Raw genomic sequence first — 25,248 nt, forward strand, 5'->3', positions numbered from 1 at the left:
CTTTGGTATATACGAACTGGAACTTTAGGAGGTAACAACTGGAACTTTAGTTTCGATGTGTATACTACCAAAGTACCATATGGTGTTAGACTTTTGTAGTGCTTGAATTACTTCCATAGTGTAGATGGGTTGGTTCCAATGAACCCTTCTCTACGACAAACCCCCGCTGTTGCCATTATAGGCTGGCGGGGGTTTTTTATGTTTCTGAAGCTCAGCCTCCGTTCAACGGCTGTCTATACCAAATCAAAAGCTTTGGCCAGCAGACGGTAGGACTGAACACGTTTATCAAAGTCATGAATGGATGAAACGACCAGTAACTCATCGGTACGATACTGCTCAGCCAGTCTTAGTAGCTGTTCCTTACACTGTTCAGGGGTACCAACAACACGCCATGCTGCGGACTGACGCAGCCGCTCACGATCCAACTCTGTGTATGGATAGGACATTGCTGTTTTCACCGACGGAAGAGAACTCATTTCTTTACCTTGCATGAGCAAAAGGAAATACAAACTAGCACTGGACGCCAGCTGCTCAGCTTCTTCTTCGGTTTCAGCGCAGGCCACCGTAACTGCCGCCATGGAATGGGGCTTATCACCCAGGATCGAAGGCTGAAATTGCTCGTGGTAACGTGCAGTAGCTTCTACACCGCCTGGAGTCCCGAAAAATTGGGCAAAGGCATAGGAGGCCCCCATCATCGCGGCCAATCGGGCGCTCTCTCCGCTGGAGCCGAGCAACCATAATTCAGGAACGGTCGATATCATCGGGGAGGCATGAAGACCGGCAAACCGATGATTGTCAGGCACCGAATCATGGAAGTAGTCGATTAAATCGAGAATCTGCTGTGGATATTGTTCGACAGATTGGTACTTGCCTTCCTGCAGGGCGCGAGTAGCAAGCGGTAAACCGCCGGGAGCCCGTCCTATTCCCAGGTCGATACGTCCTGGATGGAGTGCCTCCAGCAAACGGAAGTTTTCGGCGACTTTATACGCGCTATAGTGTGGCAGCATAATACCGCCTGAACCCACACGAATGCGTGATGTGTGAGCAGTCAAATGCGCAATCAGCACCTCAGGGCTGGAATGCGCTAGTGTTTTGGAAGCATGATGTTCGGATACCCAATAACGGCTGTACCCCAGTTGGTCAGCTTCGCGGGCTAAATCTGTTGTATTGGATAATGCATCCTGAGCAGTACCGCCTTCAGGAATATGAGACTGGTCCAGTATACCCAGTTTAAGCATTTATAATCACCTCTTACACAACTCTATCAGACACAACTCACTAGGTCAAAATTCAAAATGGATAGGTTGGAGTTTGGGGACCTTTTCGTTATAATAAAGGATGTGTAAAGGATGAGAGTACATCCTTGCTAATGGAGAGGGGATTGAAATTGTGTTAAGAACACCTTTAGGGCGTGTCCGACTCATGCTCTGGATTCAAGCTATAGCTTATTTGGCGATACTATTCACCCACCAGCCGCTGCAAGCAGCGGGCATGGCCCAGGCGGTTATGGTGATTGGTAACATATACCGGGTGAGCTTTTTGTTGCTCCTCGTTGCTTTGATCTATGGGAAAACAGCACTGCATTGGTCTATACGGCGGCCTCTTTTTATTATGTTTGCCTCCTTCATTCCGTTTGGTCTGATGATTATGGATTTTGTTTGGGTGCGAAAATGGACAGGGGATTCGGCAGCAGAACAGCGAGCTGCATCGTAATCTTAGAAGTTTTGTTTTGTGTGAGTTGTCGAGGAGTTTGTCTGGCGTAAGCGGGACTGGCCCCGATGCAGCAGAAAAGAACATTACGCAGGTTGATGCGTGGTGTTCTTTTTTTTGTGCACCGGAGGAATTATGAAAAATGCTGCACTAAAAATTCAACTGTTTTACGTCTTTGAAAGCCTTCAACCCAATGTCCGGTAAACGGATAAATTTCAATCGTTTTCGGTGATTCAATACGGTTATAAGCGGCGAAAATCGTCTCTGGCATACACACAGTATCCTTGAACCCTACCGATACCATGATCGGGATACGAATACGATGAGCAAGATTCATCACGTCAAAATAACTTAATGTATGTAGCACCTGCTCCAAATGCTCCGGAAATCGGTTAGCAAATTCAGCTGCTTCCGTCAGCGAACTGGTAGAATTCATCATACCAAAATCCATATGACACATATTGGGGATATCCGCTACTGTAATAGCAGCTTTATCGCTGAGCGCAGCCACCATTAATGAAAGTCCGCCGCCCTGACTGGCGCCACTGATTGCGATTTTAGCCGAATCGACATCCGACTGCTCCGCTACCCAATCTACGGCTCTAAGGGCATCAGTTGTAATCGTTTTGTAGTAGCAGGTATCTTTGTCCAATATTCCTTTCGTTACCCAGCCTTTAACCGTACCATGAGCATCACCCAGACGGTCTCCCGTTTCTCCACCTTGACCACGTACATCTACTGCCAATACAGCAAAGCCAAGCATAAGCCAGGAGGAATAATCTTCAGGATAGCCTTTTCCGCCTGTATAGCCATGAAACAGAACGATACATGGCAGCTTTTGATCTCCGGCAAATCGGGGGCGTACATACCAGGCATGCAGAGGCGTATCATCGACACCCTCAAAAGTAACCCGGTAGGCAAGAATATGAGGATATGGCGTTTCTACGAGAGTTTTGAACGCATGTACAGGTTTGGCGTGGACTTCTTCCAGTGTTTTGGCCCAGAATAAATCTATATCCTTCGGGGCGGTAAGATCGGGTCGATATTGCTTCAATTCGGCAATTCTTTTTTCAATAACGTTCATAATCAAAATTCTCCTTCATATAGAATGAACTTCTCCTTAAGTTTTACCCGGTAAAGTTGACTCCTCTAGCTCTCTCAGTAGCTGATATGCTCTTTCATTAGTGCTTCCGCACGTATCCTCATCAGCATGGAACCCACTGCATACAACTGGGCGCTCAGGTTTGCCAAACAATCGGCAACGGTAATCGGAAGTTAGCTGAGGGCAAGGAACACCAGCTGGTTTTCCATCTGGCATGCCGGGAATAGGGGAAGAAATCGTAATGGCAATGCAGCACGCGGCACATCCTACTCGACACTCCAGTTGGGGTCACTCCTTAATAATCTGTTATTTTTGTAACTTATGCATGAAGTGACATTGATGAAGCCATAATGTGAGGATGGCACAAAAAAAGCAGGAATACAAGGATAAACGCATATGAGACACACTTTTCACACAAGGGGTATAAATAGTCGTAGAGGCACGTAAGATGGTATCAAGTCCCTAAATCAGTGTTCCATACTGTGGTAATATTAACCAATCGTCTTTTGTGTGTTCAAAAGGAGTTCGAGTGGTTAATAATAGAACACAACGATAAAAACTTAAACGAGGTGACGCAAAATGAGTTGGTTATGGGCATTGATTGTTGGTGGTATTATTGGTTGGTTGGCAGGAATTATTGCAGGTCGTGATGTTCCGGGTGGCGTGATAGGTAACATCATCGCTGGTTTTATCGGCGCATGGTTGGGTAGCTTGATTCTGGGAAACTGGGGTCCTGAAATCGGATCATTCTACATCGTTCCTGCATTAATTGGTGCGATTGTGCTGGTCGTGATTGTAAGCTTGATCTTCCGTTCCGTTGGACGGACTAGAGGCTAACTTTACGAATCATTGAATAGACTAGCCCCTATGGGGCACAAGGCTAAAATGGAAAGAAGCTGCTTCCGCAAGGTTCGCAAATGAACCTGTGGGAGCAGCTTTTTTTTGAGGAAAAGTCCTATTGAAAACGCCTGATATGAGGAACACTCAGAACGCCTAGCACGATACACATGCCGATGGTTGCAAACATACCCATGGTGAACATACCACCAAGCTTATCCGCCACAGCACCTACTGCCAGATAGCCGACAGGGAGCAGGGCAAAGGAAAACATTAGATCCAGACTAGCTACACGTCCAAAAGACTCGGCTGGGACTAATTCCTGAAGGCTCGTCTCCCAGATAATCGCAAATATCATAATGCCAAACCCTTCGAGCATCATGCTCATAATCAGTCCTGGCATCCAAGTGACTACAGACAACAGTAGTAAAGCAAGACCGCTGACAAAAGCTCCTAAGTAAGCGAGCAGGCCACGATGCTTCCAATGCTTGCGTGATCCATACACAAAGGCCCCCAACATGGCGCCAATACCGCTACTTGCCATCGCAATGCCATATACGACTGGATTGTAGCCATGATGAACCTTGAACAGCCATGGAATGAGTACAGCGATAATGCCTGAATAACAAATATTAATGAATGAAAAGGCAAGAATCGTAATCCATAGCCAAGGATGGCTTTTGAGAATGGTAAAGCCTGCGATAAAATCCTTGAGAAAATGCTGTCCCCCCTGATCTTGCTGTTCTGGATCTACCTGACCTTTGCCGATGATGGAGGCCAAATGAGCGCTCAGCATCCAAAAACAGGCAAAAGATATCAGATAAGCGATAGAATCCAGCCCAAAGCCCACACCCGGTGAGGAAAAAGATACAATGAAGCCTCCTAACGGAGGACCAAGTAGACGGACGGCTTGTATACTAATCTGGCTAAGCGCGTTGGCTGCATTGCGTATGTCCGGTGTGAACACCTGTGCACGTAAGGCAGAATAAGCGGGATTAAAGATACCGTCCATCAATCCGTATAACGCTAGGCCAACGAATAGAAACGGCAATTTCATCCCGCCCGTAAACATCAGCACGGCCGCAATGAACATCAGCCCAAACCGGGCGATATTCGTAAACAGAAGGAGACGGATTCGGTCAATTCTGTCCACAATCATTCCTGCGAAAGGCAGAATAAGTACATTAGGCAGCATATAAACCGTCATCGCCAGTCCCATGATAGTAGTCGAGCCTGTTAGGGAATAGATAACCAGTGGCAAAATGACTGTGGTGACTGAGCTCCCCAACATTGCGATCCAATGTCCAAGCCACAACAAGGTGAACGCTTTGGATTGTTTTAAGGGTGAAGTGAAAGTAGCCCAGGCCGAGGGACTGCCTTCAGGTGAAGTAGAGGATAAGGTTGAATTCTGGGTATCCATGATCACACTCCGGTACATATTTCTAAATTGCATATTAAAACCTATTATACGAAATCTCCAACGTGAGGGTACAGAAAAAGTTGCTGTGAGGGGAGTTATAATGAATAACCTGCCAATGAAAGAGTCAACCTAGAATAACTTTAGGCCACAAAAATATATAACTTACCTTTTTCATAGGGATTATTGGATAAAAGCATTGACGCGTGAAAATGAATGATGTACTATTCAATGACCAGCCGCGTGCTAGGTTATCAAGAAAAGGGAAAGAGTGTGGATACCATGAAAAAATTTAGTTTTTTGCCGATTGTACTCATCGTGATGGCATTGCTGGTTTCGGCCTGCGGGAACAACGATAAAGGCGCCAGTACCCATAATGCATCTACCGGAGAAAACGGATCTAATAATGGAAAAGCAGATACCACTGCTACAGCTACTCTTGAATCTGTAAAAGCAAGCGGCAAGCTAAGAATTGGCACGGAAGGCACCTATGCTCCGTTTACCTACCATGATGCTGCTGGTAAACTGACGGGCTTCGATGTCGATATTGCGACTGAAGTGAGCAAACGCCTGGGTGTACAACCGGAGTTTATCGAGACGCAATGGGACGGCATATTCGCAGGGTTGAACTCCAAGCGGTTTGACACAGTGTTCAATGAAGTATCCATTACAGACGAGCGCAAGCAAAAATATGATTTTTCCGATCCGTACATTGTCTCCAAGGCAGTTCTGATCGTAAGCGAAGACAATACAGACATCCATAAATTTGCTGATCTAAAAGGGAAAAAGTCCGGGCAATCCCTGACCAGCAACCTGACTCAAATCGCGAAAAGCAACGGTGCGGAAATTGTGGCAACAGAGGGATTCAACCAAGCCATTGACCTCCTCACTTCCAAACGGGTGGATGCGACCGTCAATGATGGATTATCCTATCTCGATCTGAAAAAGCAAAAGCCAGACGCACCCATCAAAAAGGTGGACGAATCTCCAGATGCTTCACACAGCGCAGCTGTATTCAATAAAGGCAGCGAAGATTTGATCAAGGAAGTAAACAAAGCGTTGGCTGATATGAAGGCTGACGGTACGTATCTGAAAATTTCCGAGAAATATTTTGGAGCCGACGTATCCAAATAATAAATGAAGACCAAACGTTCGCCAAGGCGAACCGAATCTTCTCAAACCTATCTTTTCAAAGGATGTCTGTACAATGGATGATCGCCAAATACAAATCATTATGGATTCATTATTGCCTCTGCTAAAAGCAGGGGTTTCTTTTACGATTCCGCTCACGCTTATCTCCTTTGCTCTGGGACTCGTGCTGGCGCTGATTACAGCGTTAGCCCGGCTGTCCAAATGGAGAATACTCAAGCTGATTTTCGGCTTCTATGTATGGGTGATTCGAGGAACTCCGTTGCTGGTGCAATTGTATATTATTTTCTATGGTTTACCTTCCGTAGGTATTACATTGGACCCGTTTATTGCTTCAGTAATCGGTTTTACCCTCAGCGTAGGGGCTTATAGCTCTGAAATTATACGTGCGGCTATCATATCTATTCAGGAAGGCCAATGGGAGGCGGGATACTCCCTGGGGATGACGCGCTGGCAAGTATTGCGACGTATCGTGCTACCGCAAGCATCCCGTGTGTCCATACCTCCGTTGGCTAATTCATTCATCAGCTTGGTGAAGGATACCTCACTGGCTGCGACCATCACCTATGTGGAAATGTTCAGAACGGCTAACCAGATTGTAGCTACCACATACGAACCGCTATTGGTGTATACCGAGGCGGGGGTTATTTATCTGCTGTTTAGCACTATTTTGACTGTGCTGCAAAATTACCTGGAGAAGCGACTAGGCCGTTTTTCCGTCAGATAAAGGAGATTGTACCGGTGATCCAAATTCGGAATATACACAAATCGTTCGGCTCGCTGGAAGTGCTTAAGGGTGTTGACGTAACGTTGGGTAAGGGGAAGGTGCTTGTTATCATCGGTCCTTCCGGTTCTGGTAAAACAACGTTTTTACGCTGCTTAAATTTGCTGGAGATTCCTGACCAAGGAGAGATTCAAGTAGGGGATATTGCACTGAATTTTGCGAAAGGAACGAAGCTCCGGCAAGAAAATATTTTGGCGCTGCGCAAGCGGACAGGGATGGTGTTTCAATCCTACAACCTTTTCCCACATATGACAGCAGCACAAAATGTGATGGAGGGACAAGTCACGGTTCAGAAAAAGAGCAAGGACGAGGCGCGCAAACGTGCATTGGAATTGCTTAAAAAAGTGGGGTTGGCTGATAAAGCCGAATCCTATCCGCATCAGTTATCAGGAGGACAGCAGCAACGGGTCGGTATTGCCCGGGCAATGGCGGTCGAACCTGAGGTGCTTTTGTTCGACGAGCCGACCTCCGCGCTCGATCCTGAGTTGGTAGGCGAGGTGCTCAAGGTCATGAAGAAACTGGCTGCTGAAGGAATGACGATGGTCATTGTCACCCATGAAATGAAATTTGCAGCCGAGGTCGCGGACCATGTGATTTTGATGGATCAGGGCATAATCGTTGAGCAGGGTACGCCGCATGAGGTTCTGGAGCAGCCCACCAGTCCACGGGCTATTCAGTTTTTGAATCGTCTGAGCGGGGAAGTGGAATAAAGGGAACTACAGTATTTATTAAAATAAGCGTTTAGACTGAATAAAAGGCAGCTACAGCCGGGCATTGAAAAATAAGCCTCGCACCCGTAGCTGCCTTTTGCTCATCAGTTGTCTTCTTTTATTTCATTTTTAATGTAAGCAAAAAAGTAATCAACAGAATACAACAGCCTGCTATAAATGGAGCGAACAGATTTGCATCCAATAAAAAACCCGCTAGAGTAGGGCCTAAAATATTCCCAACACTCATATAGGCATTATTCATACCAGCTACATATCCTTGCTCATTCCCGGCCATCTTCGATAATTGTGTATTAAGAGCTGGACGAAGCATAGCTGTGGCAAAGAAAATAAGGGAAGTGACAAGGAAGATACTCCAGAAATCTTTGGCTAAGAGAAATAAAATATAAGCAACAGAGGTGAAAAGAAGCGATCCTTTGATCACTCTTTGTTCACCAAACTTATTGATTATTTTAGCAACAACTAATGCTTGCATACCGACTCCGATCACAGCACCTGCGGTCAGAATGACAGCAATATTTTGCGGCGAGAATTGGAAGCGGTTCGTTACATATAAACCAAGAACAGATTCAAAATTAGCGAGTCCAAAGGTCATCACCAGGACAAGTACAAAGAGCATTGTATATTTTGACTTCAATGATCTCGCGTATTGTTTATAAATAGATTCCTTCTGAATCATTCTTGCCCGTGCTGCTTTCATTTGCTCTTTCGATAAACTTTCAGGCAAACAAAACACTGAAAAAATAACAGCAGCTATAGCAGCACCTGTCGCTGTGTAAAGCGGCACTCTCGTTCCATATCCTGCAAGAAGACCACCCAATCCAGGTCCAATAACAAATCCGAATGACATGGCTGCGGCGAGCAGGCTGTTCCCTTTGGCGCGTTCTTCGGTTGTTGTAATATCCGCTACATATGCCATCATGGGTGGAACAATCAAGGCTGCTGCCATTCCTTCCAGAAGTCTTGAGGTATACAGCATCCATAATTCATCTCCGATAGCAAAGATAAATTTAGCTACAGCAAAAACAATGACACCTACGAGGATAAAAACTTTTCTCCCATATCGATCAGACAGCTGTCCAGTCAGGGGAGAGAGCAGGAACTGCGTTATGCCATAGGCTGCTACCAATAAACCGATTGCCCGCCCACTGGCTCCAAACTCAATGATCAGTTCCGGCAGGATGGGGGTAATTAAACCCACGCCCACCATAACAATGAAGATATTAATCATTAGAATCCCAAGTATTCTTTTCATGCAAAAAACCTCCTTATCCATTGGTTTCTGGATAGGAGGCAGACATACGAACAAGAAGATACACTGCTCCCGTCAAAGAAGCAATGCTCTTATCGTTAATACCCAAAAGCCTACACTAATCCTATCCAGAAAATTCGTAAGATTACGATTTTTTTCTTTGGTGGAATAGGATTAGTAGATCATTGGCTTAAGGTCACCCTTTCGATACTTTATTGTTTATCAACGTAACATAAATTTCTTGATAAGGCAATGAAAGGATAAATCAGAAGAACCCGACTCGTCCTTCGGCCACATTTTTTAGCCAGTCCTGCTTACGGCTCTTATCGAGCTCGCCTCGCATACCTTTGATAATCAGTTCAATATCGGCTTTTCCCTGCTCATGCCACTCCAGAGCCGTGCTGACATAAAGTTCTCCGAGCTGTGCCAGCGAAAACCCGTCAGTCATGGCTGCCGCCTTCTGTGTACCCGTTTCTCCTGCAAAAACAAGGAAGTTACGCAACTTGAGATATGCCAGTCGCAGCGCTTCGTCAGGCAAACTGATTTCATAAGCCCGGTCGAAACGCCCTGCCCGGTTCATCAGACCCGGGTCGATTTTTTCGGGATAATTGGTCGTTCCGATCAGGAAGATGCCCTCCTTGGATGTAGCACCGTCGAGGGTATTCAGGAAAAAAGAACGCACCTCCTGAGGCATGGAATCAATGTCCTCAATGACCAGCACCATCGGAGCCAGGCGAGTAGCCGCCTCGAACACCTCTTTGACCGATTCACTGGTTGTATACTCCGTAATTTGCCAGTAGGCTGCCGGACCCGGTACACTGCTGGCAATTGATTTTACAAGTGTTGTTTTACCATTGCCCGGATGGCCGTATAGCAGAATGCCGCGCTTGTAAGGAATGTTATAAGTCTGATAGAAGGTACGATCCGCTTCAAAAAACTGATCAAGTGATCGGAAAATATCCCGTTTGATTTCCGCTTTCAAAATCACGTCATCTCGCGTAATTGCGCGGGTTATCGGCTCTGCCTGCCGAGAAAGTCCACGGCTTGTGTCGGTAAACACGGTGACACGCTTCATATTCTGCTTACGTTCACGACCGCGTACTCCCGCGAGGAAGCCTTGCAGCTCCTGGTCGCCTATCGCAAATACGTAATCTTCATTGTACACGCCATTATCACGGAAAAAGGGAACTCGCGCCAGCGCGATGCCCCACTTGGGATAGGCGAATACATTATTACGCATCGACAGATGCACGCCGTATTCAGGAGTCGGCCCGTCATCGTCATACTGGATGGTGCGTTCCTCCAAACGATCGAAGACCCGTGCCACATGCTCCAGGTCGGGACTGCCTGAACGAATATCCTCCTCCAGCAGATCCCAATACTCAATATTGGGATCATCGCTGGCATACAGCACGTATTTTACGCCATAGCGGTTATAGAGTGCTTCACTGATACCGTCGATCAGACGGGCATAAGCGGCATAACCGGTAATGCGTCCATCTGTACGTTCATCAAATTCATAAATAGCTGGGATGTCTATACTCAAATTATTTGGCTCCTTTCAGGGCAGCTAGCGGCTTGCATTTGGCTACAACTGCTGCGAGTCCTGCCCCGGTGACACTTTCGATAATATCATCTACATTTTTGTAGGCTTGCGGAGATTCGTCGATAATGCTTTCCAGTGATGCCTGATTGACCACAATTTCGTCGTCTGTCCCTACACCCAGGGCCCCTGCAAAATCGTCCACACTGACGAGTCGTTTGGTCGCAGAACGCGAACGAATACGGCCTGCTCCATGGCAAATGGAGTGGAAGTTATCCTGACCGCCCGGTAAGCCTACCATAATATAAGAGGCTGTTCCCATAGAGCCGGGAATCAGGGCCGGATGCCCTGTCGCCTGATAAGGCCGCGGATTGTCGGGGTGTCCTGCTGGAAGAGCACGCGTAGCACCTTTACGATGCACAAACACACTACCGTGATCCGGATGGGATTCCTCCCAAGCATAATTGTGCATTAGATCGTACAAAGTACGCAACTCGCACTTTGTACCAAAGACATCGCGAAAGGCTTCACGCACGGAGTATGCGATGAGATGTCGGTTCACCACGGCATAATTCAGCGCCGAATACATCATATCGACATAATGTGCAGCTTCGGGATGGTCCAGCGGTGCGAATACCAGTCTCGGGTCAGAGGTACCGAGTCCGAGACGGCTCATCGTCTTGGCAATGGCAGATGAACTAGCCTGGCTGACTGCTCCACCCCAAGCCCGCGATCCAGAATGAATCATCACAGCCACCTGACCGTCGAACATCCCCCAAGCTTCAGCTGTTTCACGGTTTTCCTCCGCGATTTCAATCGCCTGAATTTCGACGAAATGATTGCCTCCACCCAGTGTGCCGAGCTGTCGGTGAGCCCGGTGCCATGTACGGTCTTCGACAAGATTCAGCACCTCCTCGTCAAAGGAGAACTTACTGTGCTCTACATGGGTGAGTGAGGTGGATTTCTTAGGAGTGTAGCTGTCCGGAATATATTTGTTGGGTAAGCCGTGTAGACCCTTGCGTACAATATGCTCCAGTCGGATATCCGAATAATGCCCGCGTTGGTGGGCTTCCATGGGCAAATATTTGTCGATGGTTTTGACCAGCTTACGGCGCAGCTTGGTTTCCTTCAAAGCATCCTTGTGCAGATTGGTCAGGTGTACGCGCATGCCGCAGCCAATATCACTGCCGACGATGGAGGGAGATACGTAACCATCCTCCATTCCCCATACAGCAGTCGTACCGATGCAGGTTCCGACGCCTACATGTACATCTGGTGTGTATCCCATATAGCGGATACCTGGAATTTGTAAATTGTTATTAGCCATCTCGAACACTTTGTAATCCAGTGAGGAGAAAAGTTGCTGAGAAGCATAGACGGTTAGATCACCTGCCGGAAGCTTCATCAGATGGCTGTATGGTCCTTCATGCAAGGACGAGTCGGTTGTATGTTGTATATTCATATAAATGGGTAGTTCCCTTCTTCAAGTAAATTCATAAATACTTGCATAAAAAGATTTAAAAAACAAAAAAAGCCGCAGACTTGTCGTCTACGGCTTCTTGCACCGAAAGTGTTATTACATTTTATGATCAACACATCATAAATACGTAAAATAACTTGTTCTTCCAATAGCATAAAAAAATAAAAAAGCCTGGCTAATCACGCCGTCAGACAGCGTGATATCACCCATCATGTCGCCCGAACGGGGCCGATGAGACGAAAACTCAAATATGTGGTTGTATCATGCTGCCTGTCTGTCGTTATCATGTAAAGCACGGTCATGTCTGTCGGCCCCCTTTTCTTAAAGTTAATTGCTATGTTAATGGAAACCTGTGGAAGCTGTCAACCCCTGAAAGGTAGAAGTGTGGAAAAATGTGACTTTACTCATGGTGAAGTGTGAGTAACATCATAGTTCAATTGGCCCGAAGCTGTTATTGTACTAAATATTCAAATATTCAGATATTGTTGATCGTTTATAGGACAATTCTGTGAGGGGGACGGAGCAGGCATGGAAGGAGATCTCCAGAAATTTAAGGCCGACTTTTTCAAAGCATTGGCTCACCCTCTGCGCATCCGCATTTTGGAGGTGCTGAGTGAAGGGGAACGGAATGTGAACGAGCTGCAGACTGCGCTCGGTTCTGAAGGTTCTGCCGTATCGCAGCAATTGGCCGTTTTACGAGCCAAAAATTTGGTGAACAGCTTCAAGGAAGGTACATCGGTTGTGTATTCACTACGTGATCCGCTTTTGACGGAGCTGCTTGCAGTGGCGCGACGGATTTTTGACAATCATTTGGTCGAAGCTATCTCGTTGCTGGAAGGTATACGTAACGAGAAGTAATGCTATTACAGAAAAGAAGGGTTACAGGAATGAAGTGGATAGGAAGGTTCGAAGGCTATAACGCAGGGGCTTTGCGAAAGGATCTCATTTCCGGAAGTATTGTAGCGATTGTGGCGATTCCACTCGGTATGGCGTTTGCCATTGCATCAGGAGTAAAGCCGGAATATGGGCTGTATACGACCATTGTTGCGGGAATTTTGGTTTCGCTGCTGGGAGGATCCAAATTCCAGATCGGAGGACCTACAGGCGCGTTTATTCCGATTTTGCTAGCTATTGTCATGCAATACGGTTATGAGAACTTACTCATAGCCGGTTTTATGGCGGGCATTATGCTCATTTTAATGGGTGTACTCAGGCTGGGGGCATTGATCAAGTTTATTCCCAAGCCAGTAACGATTGGCTTTACGGCCGGAATTGCCGTGACGATATTCAGTGGTCAGATTGCTAACTTTCTCGGCTTGCGCGGGGTAGAGAGGCATGAAACTTTTCTGCCTTCCATGGCAGAGCTCATCCATCGACTTCCTTCACTGAATGTGTATAGTATCCTGACGGCTTGTATCTGTCTTGCCGCGCTTATTTTGGTGCCTAAAAAATGGCCCAAGATACCCGGATCACTGGTTGGTCTACTCTTGTCAACGCTGGTGGCAGCTTTACTTTTTCCAGGGCAGGTGGCTACGATTGGCTCTGCGTATGGCGCAATTCCAGCATCTTTGCCTGAGCTACATATTCCTGCGGTGACGTGGGATTTGATCGTGAAACTCTTGCCGCCAGCACTTGTTATTGCAATGCTGGGAGCTATTGAATCTCTGCTTTCAGCGGTGGTAGCTGACGGTATGACGGGAGCCCGGCATAGCAGCAATCGTGAACTGGTTGGACAAGGGATTGCTAATTTGCTGACACCGCTGTTCGGCGGTATTCCTGCGACAGGTGCAATTGCCCGCACCGCCACAAATATCCGTAATGGTGCTGTTTCTCCTATGTCAGGCATCGTACATGGGTTCGTGGTGCTCCTCATTCTGGTGCTTTTTGCACCTTATGCATCTAACATTCCGTTGGCCAGTATGGCTCCGGTGCTGATGGTAGTAGCGTGGAATATGAGTGAGCGCAAGCATTTTGCGCACATTCTCAAAACGCGGACAGCGGATTCTATTGTGCTGGTTGTCACCTTTTTGTTGACGGTTTTTACGACGCTGACAACGGCTGTGGAGGTAGGCCTGATTCTAGCGGTTGTATTGTTTGTTAAACGTATGAGCAGTACACTTTCAGTAGACAAGGTACTTCCTGATCCTTCTGTAAAACATGAAAAAGTAGGCGCGCATATGGTTACAGATCAGCATGATTGTCCACAAGTGGCTATTTACAATGTGGAAGGCCCTCTATTTTTCGGTGCAGCCTCGGTATTGGAAAACTCAGGTGTGGGAGGCCGGACGGATCACCTACAAGGGATTTTGTTGTTACGTATGGGAAAGGTTCCTTTTATGGATATGACGGGAGAAGGTAACTTTACTGCATTAATTCAGAAATACCGGAAGTCTGGCGGGACAGTGCTTGTTTCCGGACTCCAGCCTCAACCGCTGGCATTACTACAGAAAACTGGATGCTACGACATGATTGGACAAAAGCATTTTTTTGAACACACAGGAGAGGCCCTTACGGCTGCTCTTGCACTGGTGAATCAGGATCATTGCTGTGGATGCAGGCAAATGGCTTTCCGAGAATGTACGAGTCTGTGCCGCAGACCGCAGCCAACCAAATCATCCTTTCCAGATGGAGCCGTCTCGGTTCCCATACCTGTAAATAGCGGCAGATAACACTCTTTTAAGTTTCTTGCTGAATGTCGAAAAATCTCTTCTGATCTCCGAAACCAAGTGCACAATGAAGACTTGCATTTGCTTCGAAAATGGAAGAGATTTTTCTTTTCTTCAAGGAAAAAAGGAATAAAATTCAAAAAAATGCTTGAATATCTGATTTTATGACACTATACTAGATTCAAAAGATACCATATGTTTCATTCTTTTGTTTTAAATTGTATTTTAATACTTGCACATTAACCTCCTCGATTACTTCTAAATTTCTTATCCTACCTTTCTCTTCATTTTTTTCACTTATCATTTTCAAACTTGTCCACCTGTTTCTACCCGATGCTCGTTTTTTACGGTCTGCACCAAGGGTTGTTCACCTCAGAATGATGATCTATGGATTTCACCCCGGCGGAATCTATATTTTTTAAAGGAGGTGAGTACCAGAGGCTATTTTGTGAGCTTTTGACGTAGCTGTCCGGAAGGTTGTCCTTGAGAATTAAAAAACCAAGTAAAGGGAAATGGAAAGTATTGATTAAGTCGAAAAATATCAAAAAGACGCTGTCGGTCAGTTTTACCGCTCTTCTTGCCTTTTCTCTAATTTCCCCGGTATATGGGGATTCCAGCACAACCACCTCAGAGGAGGATCAACCATTTCCGCCAAGGTTTCAGCCAAACTGAACCAACAATTCAGTGCCAGTGAGTATGTCACCTATCTGGTTAAATTGAAGGATCAGGTGGATACGGAGTCCGTTGCCAAGCATGCTTTCCAAAAGGCCTCTGCAGAGCAGATTTCACCCGCTGCTGCTAAGCTTTCTGTACGTACAACAGTTGTGAACTCTCTCATGGATACAGCAGAAAAAACGCAACAATCCGTGGAAGAATACTTAAAGAAAGAAGTTAATAACGGAAGCGTCAAAAAGTACAAGAGTTACTTTATCGTGAACGCTTTTGCGGTCACCAGCACCAAAGAGGTCATGGATAATCTGGCCACACTTCCTGAGATCGACAAAATTTTACCGGATGAAAAGCGGGAACTGCAAAAGGTAGAAATAGATAAGGATGCCCAGCCTGTGGTTGAGGAATCTACAGCTGACCAAGTGGTTGCAGATCAGGCCGCTGTAGATACGGCTGTGACGGAAGAGAATGCGCAAAAATCGGTGGAAGAATCCGTATATAAGGATGCGGTAACGCCAAGCCGTGTCGAGTGGAATATCTCTAAAATCAAAGCACCACAGGTTTGGGCCAAAGGCATTGACGGCAAAGGCATTGTTGTCGCCAATCTGGATACAGGCGTTGAATATACTCACCCGGCGTTGAAAAGAAAATGGCGTGGTCTGAATGCTTCCGGTCAGGTCGTGAATCCAGAACTGAGCTGGTATGATGCGGTTGATGGAGCATCGCTGCCAACTGATTCAAATGGACATGGTACACATACGATGGGTACAAGCGTTGGCTCGGACAGCAACGGTACGAATGAAATCGGTGTTGCTCCTGGCGCCAAATGGATTGCGGTTCGAGTATTCAATCCAGATACCACCGACTCCATCTTACTGGACGGTGGACAATGGATTCTTGCTCCTGTAGATAAAAACGGTAAAAAGCACCCTGAGCTTGCACCGGATGTGGTGAATAACTCTTGGGGCGGTGGACCTGGCCTGGATGAATGGTATCGTCCAGTCACCAAGGCGTGGAGAGCGGCTCAGATTTTCCCTGAGTTCTCCGCAGGCAACACAACACTGTCCAATCCGGGCGGACCTGGGTCTGTAGCCAATCCGGCAAATCTGCCGGAGGCTTATGCGACAGGAGCCACGGACGTTAACAACAAGCTAGCCAGCTTCTCGCTGCGCGGTCCTTCTCCTTATGGCGAAGTGAAGCCTGAAATTTCGGCTCCTGGTGTAAACATCCGTTCTTCTGTACCGGGCGGAGTGTATGAGGGGGGATGGAACGGTACCTCCATGGCAGGCCCGCATACTGCCGGATTAGCAGCATTACTGCTTCAGGCCAAACCATCTTTGACCGTGGACCAACTGGAGGATGTTATTTCAAAAACAGCAACTCCGCTGACAGACAGCCAGTATCGGACTTCACCGAACAATGGTTACGGATATGGTCTGATCGACGCGCTTGCTGCGGTGAACTCCGTACTTAAGTAAAAATAATCAGACAGGATTAAGAAAGTCTTCCGAAAATCCCTTTGAGCGGCTCGTACAGAGATTGCATACACCTGCTAACCGTGTAATGCACTAATTACGTAGCCGCTAAAAAGGGGTTTTCGTACATAAAAGAATATAAAAGTCATAGAATTTCAAGAAAAATGCAAAAAAATGACTTGTATATCTGTTTTGATAACTTTATACTATTCCATAATATATGATTATATATCAATTTTTAATATAAACTGTAATGATATAACATGTTTTTCTTCGAAGTTCTCCTGCTTTTTCTCCTTGGTTTCTACTGAATTTCATCGCTCTTCTATTGGGATTGTAAACTCGCCTATGAAGTACTGCCATCTATGAACAGCCAAATATTTTTGTGCCTCTATATTCTATGAAGGAGGTGGTCGCCAACCACATCATGTTGCGCAACCCGTGTGTTTGATGTGCAAGGCATGAGGTCTTACTCTGTACAGGTTATTTCAGAAACATTAAACCTAGTAAAAGGAGTGGAAAAGTAATTGATTAAACCTAAACGATTCAAGAAACCACTGTCTATCGGACTATCTTTACTAATGGCCTTTTCCTTTGTTCAACCTGCTTTGGCGAATAACACACCGGATGGCTCCAAGCTGGAGCTGAAATCAGCCTCTCACAAGGTCACGACCGCGAAGGTATCTCCGAAACTGACCAAACAGTTTGAGGAGAATAACTATGTTACCTATCTGGTCAAATTAAAAGAACAGGTAGACACCAACAAGGTTTCCAAAAATGCTCTCCAAAAGGCCTCACTTGAGAAAATAACACCCTCCGCTGCCAAAATGGCTGCACGCAGCCATGTGATCAGCTCTCTGCGTGAAACCGCTTCAAGAACCCAATATGGGCTTGAAAATTACTTGGACAAGCAATCAGAGAGCGGCGGAGTGAAGGAATATAAAAGCTATTTTATTGTCAATGCATTGGCTGTAACAAGCACCAAGGAGGTGCTGGATCATATTTCGAAACTACCTGAGGTCGATAAAGTCTTACCGAATGAAACGCGTTATCTGCAAAAGGTGACAGTTGACAAGCAAGCAGAGGGAGCAAATGCCAAAACGGCTGAAACAGCTGCAACAGCGACAGCAGCAACGGCGAAGTCTGCATCGGTAGAGAAAGCTGTAGAGCTGGAGAAGGACGATGGCAAAACATCGGCTAAGCCTGGCAATGCAGGTAAGAACGCTGTAGACCCATCTACGGTGGAATGGAACATATCCCATATTAACGCACCACAAGTTTGGGAAAAAGGAATCGACGGAACCGGAATCGTGGTCGCCAATCTGGATACAGGTGTAGATTATACACATCCGGCCCTTCATCGCAAATGGCGGGGTCTGGACGCGGCAGGCAATGTCGTGAATCCCGAGCTGAGCTGGTACGATCCGCATAGTCATTCGACGCTTCCGGTCGATCAGGAAGCCGATTCCCATGGTACGCACACGATGGGAACGATGGTCGGCTCTGAGGAAAACGGAACGAACCGAGTGGGCGTTGCACCTGGCGCGAAGTGGATTGCGGTTCGGATTTTTAATCCGGAAACGACGGATGCAATTATACTGGATGGCGGTCAATGGCTGCTTGCGCCAAAAGATGCCCAAGGGAATCTTCATCCCGAGCTTGCTCCAGACGTAGTGAACAACTCGTGGGGGGGCGGACCGGGTCTTGATGAATGGTTCCGGCCTGTGGTTCAGGCATGGCGGGATGCTCAAATTTTCCCCGAATTCTCTGCAGGTAACACCTCTCTTTCCAATCCGGGCGGACCTGCCTCAGTAGCCAATCCGGCGAACTATCCGGAATCCTTCGCTACTGGAGCCACGGATAGCAATGATAATCTGGCCAGCTTCTCATTGTTAGGACCCTCACCCTATGGTGAAGTGAAGCCCGAAGTTTCCGCGCCGGGTGTTAATATCCGGTCATCTGTTGCTGGTGGCGCCTATAAAGGCGGATATAACGGTACTTCTATGGCGGGACCTCATGTTGCGGCCCTTGCAGCGCTGTTGCTGCAAGCGAATCATTCGCTTACCGTAGATCAACTTGAGGAAATTTTGATGAATACGGCTACACCACGAACGGACAGCACATATCCTACTTCACCAAACAATGGCTACGGACATGGTGTCATTAATGCGCTGGATGCGGTCGGTTCGGTCATGCAGGGTCTGGGCTCCGTGTCTGGTAAAGTTGTAACGGGTGGCGACGATCTGGAAGCACCTGTTCTCGAGCATACACCGCCCGCTGCGGCATTCGAGGGTATTGATATACCTCTGACTGCTCATGTAACGGATGATGTCGGCGTGACAGCCGTTGAGGCATTTGCCAAAACAGCGGGTACGTCAAATTATGTATATATTCCGTTGGAACGGACCTCCGGCGACAGCAAAGATGGTACATATCAAGCATCCATCCCGACTTTTTTGGTGGATAGCGCTGGTCTGGAATACTATATTCGTGTAAATGATTACGGTAATAACGGATTTGAAACTGAAGTATATAAGGTGAAAATCTCTAAAGGGGTAAAACCAGGCTACACACAAGACTTTGAAAAAGACATTGCCGGTATTAATATCGGTGGACAGGGCAGTGTTTGGAAATGGGGAACTCCAACAAGCGGCCCTAAAAGCGCACATTCGGGTACAAAGGTCATCGCGACCAATCTCGAAGGCCAATATCAGACCAACTCCAACAGTTATTTTATGGCCCCTCCGATTGATCTGACCGAGAGCTCAAAAGGGGCACTGGTTAGCTTCAAGCATTGGTACGATCTTGAAAACAATTCTGATTTCGGCAAAGTGTACGTAGCAACCACAAACAATCAGAATGCGTTTGAGCAGGTATTATCATTTACCGGCGCCAGCAACGGCTGGAAAACACAATATCTTGATTTGCGGGCATTCGCGGGTCAAAAGGTATACCTCCTGTTCAACTTTACTAGTGACAATACGGTTGTGAAAGATGGCTGGTATATTGACGATCTGTCGATTCAGGAGCCAGACACCGTTGCACCTGCTGCGCCGAGCAATTTGACTGCTGAAGCAGATACTGTAGGCAACGTCACACTGGCCTGGAATGCTTCCTCCGATGAAGATGTGAAGCAGTATAAGGTGTATCGTTCTACCCAATCAGGCAAAAATTATACTTCCATCGGTACAACCTCAGCACTGACACTCACAGATACCATCACGGTCGGTGGAGCGACCTATCATTATGCAGTGGCGGCTGAGGATTATAGTGGTAATGAAGGAATCAAGTCGAATGAGGCTTCTCTGAGAGTAGACGTGCCGGATACGCTGTATAGCGATCATTTTGACGGCAGCTCGGATAATGGCTGGACTCATTCTGGTACTAAGGATGAGTGGGAACGCGGCATTCCCAAGGAAGTAGGACCAGAGAGCGCAGCGTCCAGACCCAATGTGTGGGCAACCGATCTGGATAGCAATTATGAGAACGGAGCTGAATTTTCGCTGGTTTCACCAAAAATTAATTTGCAAGCTGTACGCAACGCAACACTGACCTTCAATCACTGGTTTGAAATTGAGGCTGGCTATGATTACGGTTATGTGGAAGTGTCCAAAAACAATGGTGACACGTGGAGCGAGCTGGGCAAATTCTCTCACAATACGAACGGGAAAAAGTGGGCTCCAGTTTATTACAATCTGGATAGCTACGCCGGCAATGAAATCCAAATTCGCTTCCGTTTGAAATCGGATAACAGTGTGAACAAGAACGGCTGGTATATTGACGATTTCCGTGTGCTTGGCATTCCAGCTACGACAGTGACTAAGGACATCGTACCTGAGTCGAATATCAAGCTGGAAAAAGCGGAAGAACAGTTCCCGCTGTACAAAATTACAAGTACTGAAAAGAGTGAATTCCAGGAGAAAGTGAAGCCGGCAGAAACAACGGTGGAACGTGGACGTGTCGGTCTCGACAGTCTTCCAGCCAGCGCTACGGTTACGGTATTGGAAACCGGACGTTCGGTAAAAACGGATCCGACCACGGGCAAATACAGCTTCACCCATGTAGCCGGCGACTATACGCTGAAGGCTGAAGCCTACGGTTACGTTCCTCAAACGAAAGCAGTCACGATTGAGAATAACAAAGTCATCAGAGCAAACTTTAGTCTTCAGGCCATACCTCACGGTACGATTCACGGGGTCATTACCGACAAGCAATCCGGTGAACCGATCCAAAAAGCGAAAGTGTTGGTGGTGGAGGATGCACGCATTGCTCCGGTCGAAACGAATGAGGCTGGAGAATTTACGCTGGACGTGCTGGAAGGAACATACACGTTGTCCATTGCAGCCGAAAATTATTATAGCGACAGTGTATCCGTTACTGCTCCTCCGAACGGTAGTGTGGAAGCGAATGTCATGTTGAAACCTTTTATCGGGTTCCAAGGAGGCATTGCTTACGATGACGGGACAGGAGAAAATGCTAGAGCCTTTAACGCGGCAGGCAATTCATGGGCAGTCAGAATGACACCTGAGTCGGAAGTGACTCAAGTGACAGGAGCATCGCTTTTGTTCTGGAACTCTGCCTTCCCGAATCCGGGAGGAACGGCATTCCAATATTCTGTCTATGACGCCTCCGGTGCCGCAGGAGCACCTGGACGATTGTTGGCTGGTCCATTCGACGGGACTGCCGTACGGGATGAGACACAATGGACGACGGTACAGCTCCCAGAGCCGGTGACGGTTCAAGGTGACTTCTACATCGTATATACACAGTCTGCTGTAGGCACACAGTCGCCGGGTCTTGCTACAGATGAAAGCAGTCCCAATGCGCTTCGAAGTTGGCAAGGTGTAAGCGGCACATGGAGCCAATCACCTGAGGAGGAGGGTAACTACATGATCCGGGCTATCGTCAGATATCCGGTGAATGCTCCAACGATTACGACTCCTACGAAGGCTACCTATACGCAGGAAGAGACGATTACCGTAACAGGAACTTCTCCGGCAGAAGGAGCCGATATTCAGCTCTTTAACGGTAAGGAGCTGGCTGGCACAACGAAGGTGAAGGATCGCCAGTTCAGTTTGTCGGTTGATCTTCAACCAGGTGCTAATCCGCTAAGTGTCCAAGCAGCGGTATACGGCAAAATAACGGATCGTTCCGAACCGGTGGTCGTGACACTTGACCAGACTAAACCGGGTCTGATCCTGACTTCGCCAGATGAAGGAGCCCGTACGAATGCGGGTGTCGTGAGCGTCACCGGTACGGTGTATGACGAATTCCTCACCGATTTGACGATTAACGGCGAGCCAGCCGAATTTGGAAGTGACGGCACCTTTAACAAGCGATTGCTTATCAACGAAGGTGAAAATCAAATTACGGTGACGGCCAAGGATCTTGCCGAAAACGAAACAACCGTTACGCGCTCGGTGTATGTCGATACAGCTCTGCCGAAGCTTGAAAACATTAACCCTGCTGAGGATGTGCGTATTACTCCAGGGCAGTCAGTACGGGTATCTTTTGACAGTGCATCCGGTTTGGAGGCGTCCTTCCATGTGGAGCTGCCTTTCAACCTGTCCACTTTGGGCCGCAACGATATTCCATTAAATGAGACTTCGTCAGGCCACTATGAAGGTACTTATTTCACTTCATCTTCTCTGAACCTGGAAGGCGGAGTCATCGTGATCCGGGTAAGGGATGCAGCGGGAAATGAAGTGGAGACGGAGGCGCCGGGAAGATTGTATGTAACCAATGGTGGGGGACAGAACCCTGATCCGAATCCACCTACATCCAATGAGAAGCCAGTAGCCATTATTCAGGCTAATGAATCCGCTAAGAAGAACAAAAATGTACAATTTAACGCCAAAGCTTCCCGTGATGTAGACGGTGAGATCGTCAGTTACAGCTGGAATTTTGGGGATGGTGATACGGCGGTCGGTTCCAAGGTGAAGCATAAATTCACCACAGCTGGAACGTATACCGTGGAGCTAACGGTGACGGATAATGACGGCGCAAGCGGTAAGACTGTGCATACGATCACGATCCGTTAACACCCAGTAGGAAATGGAATGCTTGTTTTAGAATAACAATGAAGGCCCACAGCAAGCTACGGTTTATAGGCTGCTGTGGGCCATTTTTAATTGTCGAACCGTTCAGGAAGCGATACAATGAGTAGAACTCTATAAAGTGAATCGTTTCACAATAATATTTTAGCAGGAGAGGATCATATGATTCATTTGCAAAAAGAAAGCGGACGTATCCGTCTTGTACTGGATGCCTATTTTATGGGGGAAGATATCGTTGTACTCATTTCTGGCGGTGATCAGCCCCATTTGGGAACGATTACAGCAGGGGCCAGACTCGAGCCGATTCAAACTGTGCAATTGCAAAATCACAAGGAGTTTTATATTACCGAAGAAATTGCAGTTCGCTTACGAAAAGAGTTTGCGGGCAATTTTGCCATTTGCTGCGGGACACATTTGGACCATGCATCCAAGGACGAAATCCGAGTGCTGACAGATATGGCCATACAACTGGGAAAAGAGCTCATTGGAGAACTCAAGCAAGCACGCTAGTAGCAACCTTTTTAAGTGAACTCTCGAAAGAGCAGATTGCGATAGGGGTATTTACTAAAGGAATACTTAAAAAGCAATGCAAAGCCATCGTCCTCAATTTGTACGGATTTCAGCGCAGAGGATGGAATCAAACTACGGATCATGACATGAACTGCACGCTGGTCTTGTCTGTTGATCGCTTTGGCTAAGGCAGAAGCAAAACATGGATTACGTGCCAATTCGCGATACAGCGGAAAAACGGCTTTTGCGATGGCGCGATGAACTCTCGGCTCAAATGTAAACTGCACAGTCCCCGGTGGAATCGTTGTTCCATTCGTATAATAGAGCATCGGTGGCTGAGCTAAAAAGGAAATAAAGTAGCCGATGCCGTTCGTGCCTAAGCCTTGTTTGGCGGCAAATGGAGCTACTGAGCAGAGAAGGGATTTCATCCGATCCAAATTCGCCTGAACGACAGCTCGTGACCATTGGACGGCAAAAGCACGTCGGGTTGCAATAGCTTTGTAAAATGGCAGCATAGCAGTGGATATTATCCTAAGTGTGTTTGCATTTAAACGTTTGTGAGGCGAGCGCTTTCTGTGGGATGTTGCACGATATAGCATAGCTCCGACCTCCTTGGCAGGATGCTCTCATGGAGCACAATTGATCTGTAACAGGTAAAATACTGTATGCCCAGTTACCTCAAAAAGTGCTAATATCGCTATGTTTCTTCTTTTTAACGTTCTAATTTAAAAATTCGAAATAAGTACTGTCCTGATTTGTAAGATTGTGGTACCCTAGAACTTATATAATTGCTATTTTTCGTATTGGAGTTGAATTTAACAGATGAGTGATTTGTACAAGGAGCCTCGATCTTCCGATCCTTTTCAGGAGACGAACGATTATAACGCCCCATTTAACCCGCCCCCAGTAGTTCCACCTACCAATAGTAAAGCTGTTGCCTCGATGGTGCTCGGGATTTTATCTGTTGTCATTCCCTATCTTGGGTTGATTATCGGAATTGTGGGTATTATTTTGTCCAGTCTTTCCCTGAAGGAAATTAATCGTCATGGCGAGCAAGGCAGAGGTATGGCCATTGCTGGACTGGTATGTAGTATTATCGGTACACTGATTTATACACTGATCATCATTTTTATAGTTATTGTTTTTATTGTAGCGGCCTCCAGTGGCGATCCGGATATTTTTTCAGACATTTAATGAATTGAAGAATGCTTGAGTCAGACAAACCATTCACGATTTGACTATTGGATGCTATGATAAAAGGAGTCCAATGAAGGAGAGTGAAGCCGTATGGCACGTACTCAAACACAAAAAGCGCTAAGCAAGGCAAAACGCGCTGGAATCTATTGCGCGGCACAGAGCCGCAAAACAAATGACCATTATGGCGAGATTTCACAGCACATACGAATGAAGCCGACCAAGCAGGAACAATTACAAAAGGTCAAGCACAAGAAGCGAATCGTTCAGAGCGACGCTTCTTTTTTTTGTCTTTAGAGAGAACAGCAGTGTCCTTTTCAGCGTGGATTTATAAAGTAGCAGAGAAATGATTGTATACAAGCGAAAAGCGCCTTTCTGTACCGAAAAAGGACTTGATAATAATTATCATTCTTGTTAGAATATCATAAGAAAGAAGGAACCCGGGCATGGGCTCCTTCATTATAAAGCTAGGCTTGAAATCAAAGATTTACTTAGCTTCGAAGGTTTTGCAGTCTGTTTCTTCGGATTTGTGAGTGTCTTCAGGTCTGTTGCTTACGATGTAAATGGAGCTAGCGCTGCATTTATTCTCTTGGGCCCAGTACGTACAAGAGTTGACTTCACACAGAACGTCTTTTGCCATGTTGTACACCTCCTTATATGGGTGTGATGGGCTGAG

Annotated in this window: 20 protein-coding genes and 1 pseudogene; 12 read left to right on the forward strand and 9 right to left on the reverse strand. The window is 46.8% G+C overall.

Translation table 11 applies throughout. The annotated features are described in order from the left end of the window. Positions 1-233: 233 nt before the first annotated feature. A complete protein-coding gene (locus JOD82_RS18670) occupies positions 234-1,238 on the reverse strand; it encodes an LLM class flavin-dependent oxidoreductase (RefSeq protein ID WP_069012507.1) in 1,005 nt (334 codons plus the stop codon). Between the two features lie 151 nt (positions 1,239-1,389). Here JOD82_RS18670 and JOD82_RS18675 point away from each other — a divergent pair, with 151 nt between their 5' ends. Continuing rightward, entirely contained in the window at positions 1,390-1,713 is a 324-nt protein-coding gene (locus JOD82_RS18675) for a DUF3817 domain-containing protein (protein ID WP_029515655.1), read from the forward strand. A 130-nt stretch (positions 1,714-1,843) separates the two neighbouring features. On the opposite strand, the gene JOD82_RS18680 is transcribed toward JOD82_RS18675, so the two are convergent. Both JOD82_RS18680 and JOD82_RS29270 read right to left on the reverse strand, forming a co-directional pair. Beyond that, positions 1,844-2,794: an acetylxylan esterase gene (locus JOD82_RS18680; protein WP_069012508.1), complete on the reverse strand. Its 951-nt coding sequence runs from the start codon at positions 2,792-2,794 to the stop codon at positions 1,844-1,846. A gap of 36 nt (positions 2,795-2,830) precedes the next feature. Then, positions 2,831-3,094, reverse strand: a complete 264-nt coding sequence (locus JOD82_RS29270; protein WP_238437904.1) for a YkgJ family cysteine cluster protein — start codon at positions 3,092-3,094, stop codon at positions 2,831-2,833. A 297-nt stretch (positions 3,095-3,391) separates the two neighbouring features. On the opposite strand from JOD82_RS29270, the gene JOD82_RS18685 reads away from it, so the two are divergent. Beyond that, positions 3,392-3,649 (forward strand): GlsB/YeaQ/YmgE family stress response membrane protein, encoded by a 258-nt coding sequence (locus JOD82_RS18685; protein WP_013311445.1) that lies wholly within the window; start codon positions 3,392-3,394, stop codon positions 3,647-3,649. Between the two features lie 118 nt (positions 3,650-3,767). On the opposite strand, the gene JOD82_RS18690 is transcribed toward JOD82_RS18685, so the two are convergent. Next, positions 3,768-5,069 carry an MFS transporter gene (locus tag JOD82_RS18690; protein ID WP_069012509.1) on the reverse strand — a complete coding sequence of 434 codons (1,302 nt, stop codon included), beginning with the start codon at positions 5,067-5,069 and terminating at the stop codon, positions 3,768-3,770. A gap of 279 nt (positions 5,070-5,348) precedes the next feature. On the opposite strand from JOD82_RS18690, the gene JOD82_RS18695 reads away from it, so the two are divergent. The 3 genes from JOD82_RS18695 to JOD82_RS18705 all read left to right on the forward strand — a co-directional run bounded on the left by JOD82_RS18695 (position 5,349) and on the right by JOD82_RS18705 (position 7,709). Then, positions 5,349-6,200, forward strand: coding sequence for an amino acid ABC transporter substrate-binding protein (locus JOD82_RS18695; RefSeq protein WP_209949781.1), 852 nt, complete (start codon positions 5,349-5,351; stop codon positions 6,198-6,200). A gap of 73 nt (positions 6,201-6,273) precedes the next feature. Continuing rightward, complete coding sequence (locus tag JOD82_RS18700; RefSeq protein WP_069012510.1) at positions 6,274-6,942, forward strand: amino acid ABC transporter permease; 669 nt, start codon at positions 6,274-6,276, stop codon at positions 6,940-6,942. Positions 6,943-6,956: 14 nt separating this feature from the next. Further along, complete coding sequence (locus JOD82_RS18705; protein WP_069012511.1) at positions 6,957-7,709, forward strand: amino acid ABC transporter ATP-binding protein; 753 nt, start codon at positions 6,957-6,959, stop codon at positions 7,707-7,709. A 118-nt stretch (positions 7,710-7,827) separates the two neighbouring features. Here the strand turns inward: JOD82_RS18705 and JOD82_RS18710 are convergent, their stop codons facing one another. The 3 genes from JOD82_RS18710 to JOD82_RS18720 all read right to left on the reverse strand — a co-directional run bounded on the left by JOD82_RS18710 (position 7,828) and on the right by JOD82_RS18720 (position 11,984). Beyond that, positions 7,828-8,982 (reverse strand): MFS transporter, encoded by a 1,155-nt coding sequence (locus tag JOD82_RS18710; protein WP_069012512.1) that lies wholly within the window; start codon positions 8,980-8,982, stop codon positions 7,828-7,830. Between the two features lie 262 nt (positions 8,983-9,244). Continuing rightward, positions 9,245-10,525 carry an AAA family ATPase gene (locus JOD82_RS18715; RefSeq protein WP_029515648.1) on the reverse strand — a complete coding sequence of 427 codons (1,281 nt, stop codon included), beginning with the start codon at positions 10,523-10,525 and terminating at the stop codon, positions 9,245-9,247. A 1-nt stretch (position 10,526) separates the two neighbouring features. Beyond that, positions 10,527-11,984 carry an RtcB family protein gene (locus JOD82_RS18720; RefSeq protein ID WP_029515647.1) on the reverse strand — a complete coding sequence of 486 codons (1,458 nt, stop codon included), beginning with the start codon at positions 11,982-11,984 and terminating at the stop codon, positions 10,527-10,529. Positions 11,985-12,530: 546 nt separating this feature from the next. Here JOD82_RS18720 and JOD82_RS18725 point away from each other — a divergent pair. The 5 genes and pseudogenes from JOD82_RS18725 to lpdD all read left to right on the forward strand — a co-directional run bounded on the left by JOD82_RS18725 (position 12,531) and on the right by lpdD (position 23,378). Beyond that, positions 12,531-12,860 carry an ArsR/SmtB family transcription factor gene (locus JOD82_RS18725; RefSeq protein ID WP_013311437.1) on the forward strand — a complete coding sequence of 110 codons (330 nt, stop codon included), beginning with the start codon at positions 12,531-12,533 and terminating at the stop codon, positions 12,858-12,860. Between the two features lie 29 nt (positions 12,861-12,889). Then, positions 12,890-14,671: a SulP family inorganic anion transporter gene (locus JOD82_RS18730; protein ID WP_029515646.1), complete on the forward strand. Its 1,782-nt coding sequence runs from the start codon at positions 12,890-12,892 to the stop codon at positions 14,669-14,671. Positions 14,672-15,190: 519 nt separating this feature from the next. After that, positions 15,191-16,815, forward strand: a pseudogene (locus JOD82_RS18735) (S8 family serine peptidase). Between the two features lie 524 nt (positions 16,816-17,339). Beyond that, a complete protein-coding gene (locus tag JOD82_RS18740; protein WP_069012513.1) occupies positions 17,340-22,853 on the forward strand; it encodes a S8 family serine peptidase in 5,514 nt (1,837 codons plus the stop codon). 177 nt (positions 22,854-23,030) lie between these two features. After that, complete coding sequence (gene lpdD, locus JOD82_RS18745) at positions 23,031-23,378, forward strand: prenylated flavin chaperone LpdD (protein ID WP_029515644.1); 348 nt, start codon at positions 23,031-23,033, stop codon at positions 23,376-23,378. Between the two features lie 11 nt (positions 23,379-23,389). Here lpdD and JOD82_RS18750 read toward each other — a convergent pair whose 3' ends face one another. Next, positions 23,390-23,977, reverse strand: a complete 588-nt coding sequence (locus JOD82_RS18750; protein ID WP_029515643.1) for a hypothetical protein — start codon at positions 23,975-23,977, stop codon at positions 23,390-23,392. A 223-nt stretch (positions 23,978-24,200) separates the two neighbouring features. On the opposite strand from JOD82_RS18750, the gene JOD82_RS18755 reads away from it, so the two are divergent. Both JOD82_RS18755 and JOD82_RS18760 read left to right on the forward strand, forming a co-directional pair. Then, entirely contained in the window at positions 24,201-24,572 is a 372-nt protein-coding gene (locus JOD82_RS18755; RefSeq protein ID WP_029515642.1) for a DUF4190 domain-containing protein, read from the forward strand. A 93-nt stretch (positions 24,573-24,665) separates the two neighbouring features. Beyond that, positions 24,666-24,869: a hypothetical protein gene (locus JOD82_RS18760; RefSeq protein WP_049816899.1), complete on the forward strand. Its 204-nt coding sequence runs from the start codon at positions 24,666-24,668 to the stop codon at positions 24,867-24,869. Between the two features lie 190 nt (positions 24,870-25,059). Here the strand turns inward: JOD82_RS18760 and JOD82_RS18765 are convergent, their stop codons facing one another. Next, on the reverse strand, positions 25,060-25,212 hold the full coding sequence (locus JOD82_RS18765) for a DUF1540 domain-containing protein (protein ID WP_013311427.1): 153 nt from the start codon (positions 25,210-25,212) through the stop codon (positions 25,060-25,062). Between the last annotated feature and the right edge of the window lie 36 nt (positions 25,213-25,248).

The organism is Paenibacillus sp. 1182 (assembly GCF_017833915.1).
Classification (GTDB): Bacteria; Bacillota; Bacilli; order Paenibacillales; family Paenibacillaceae; genus Paenibacillus; species Paenibacillus polymyxa_D.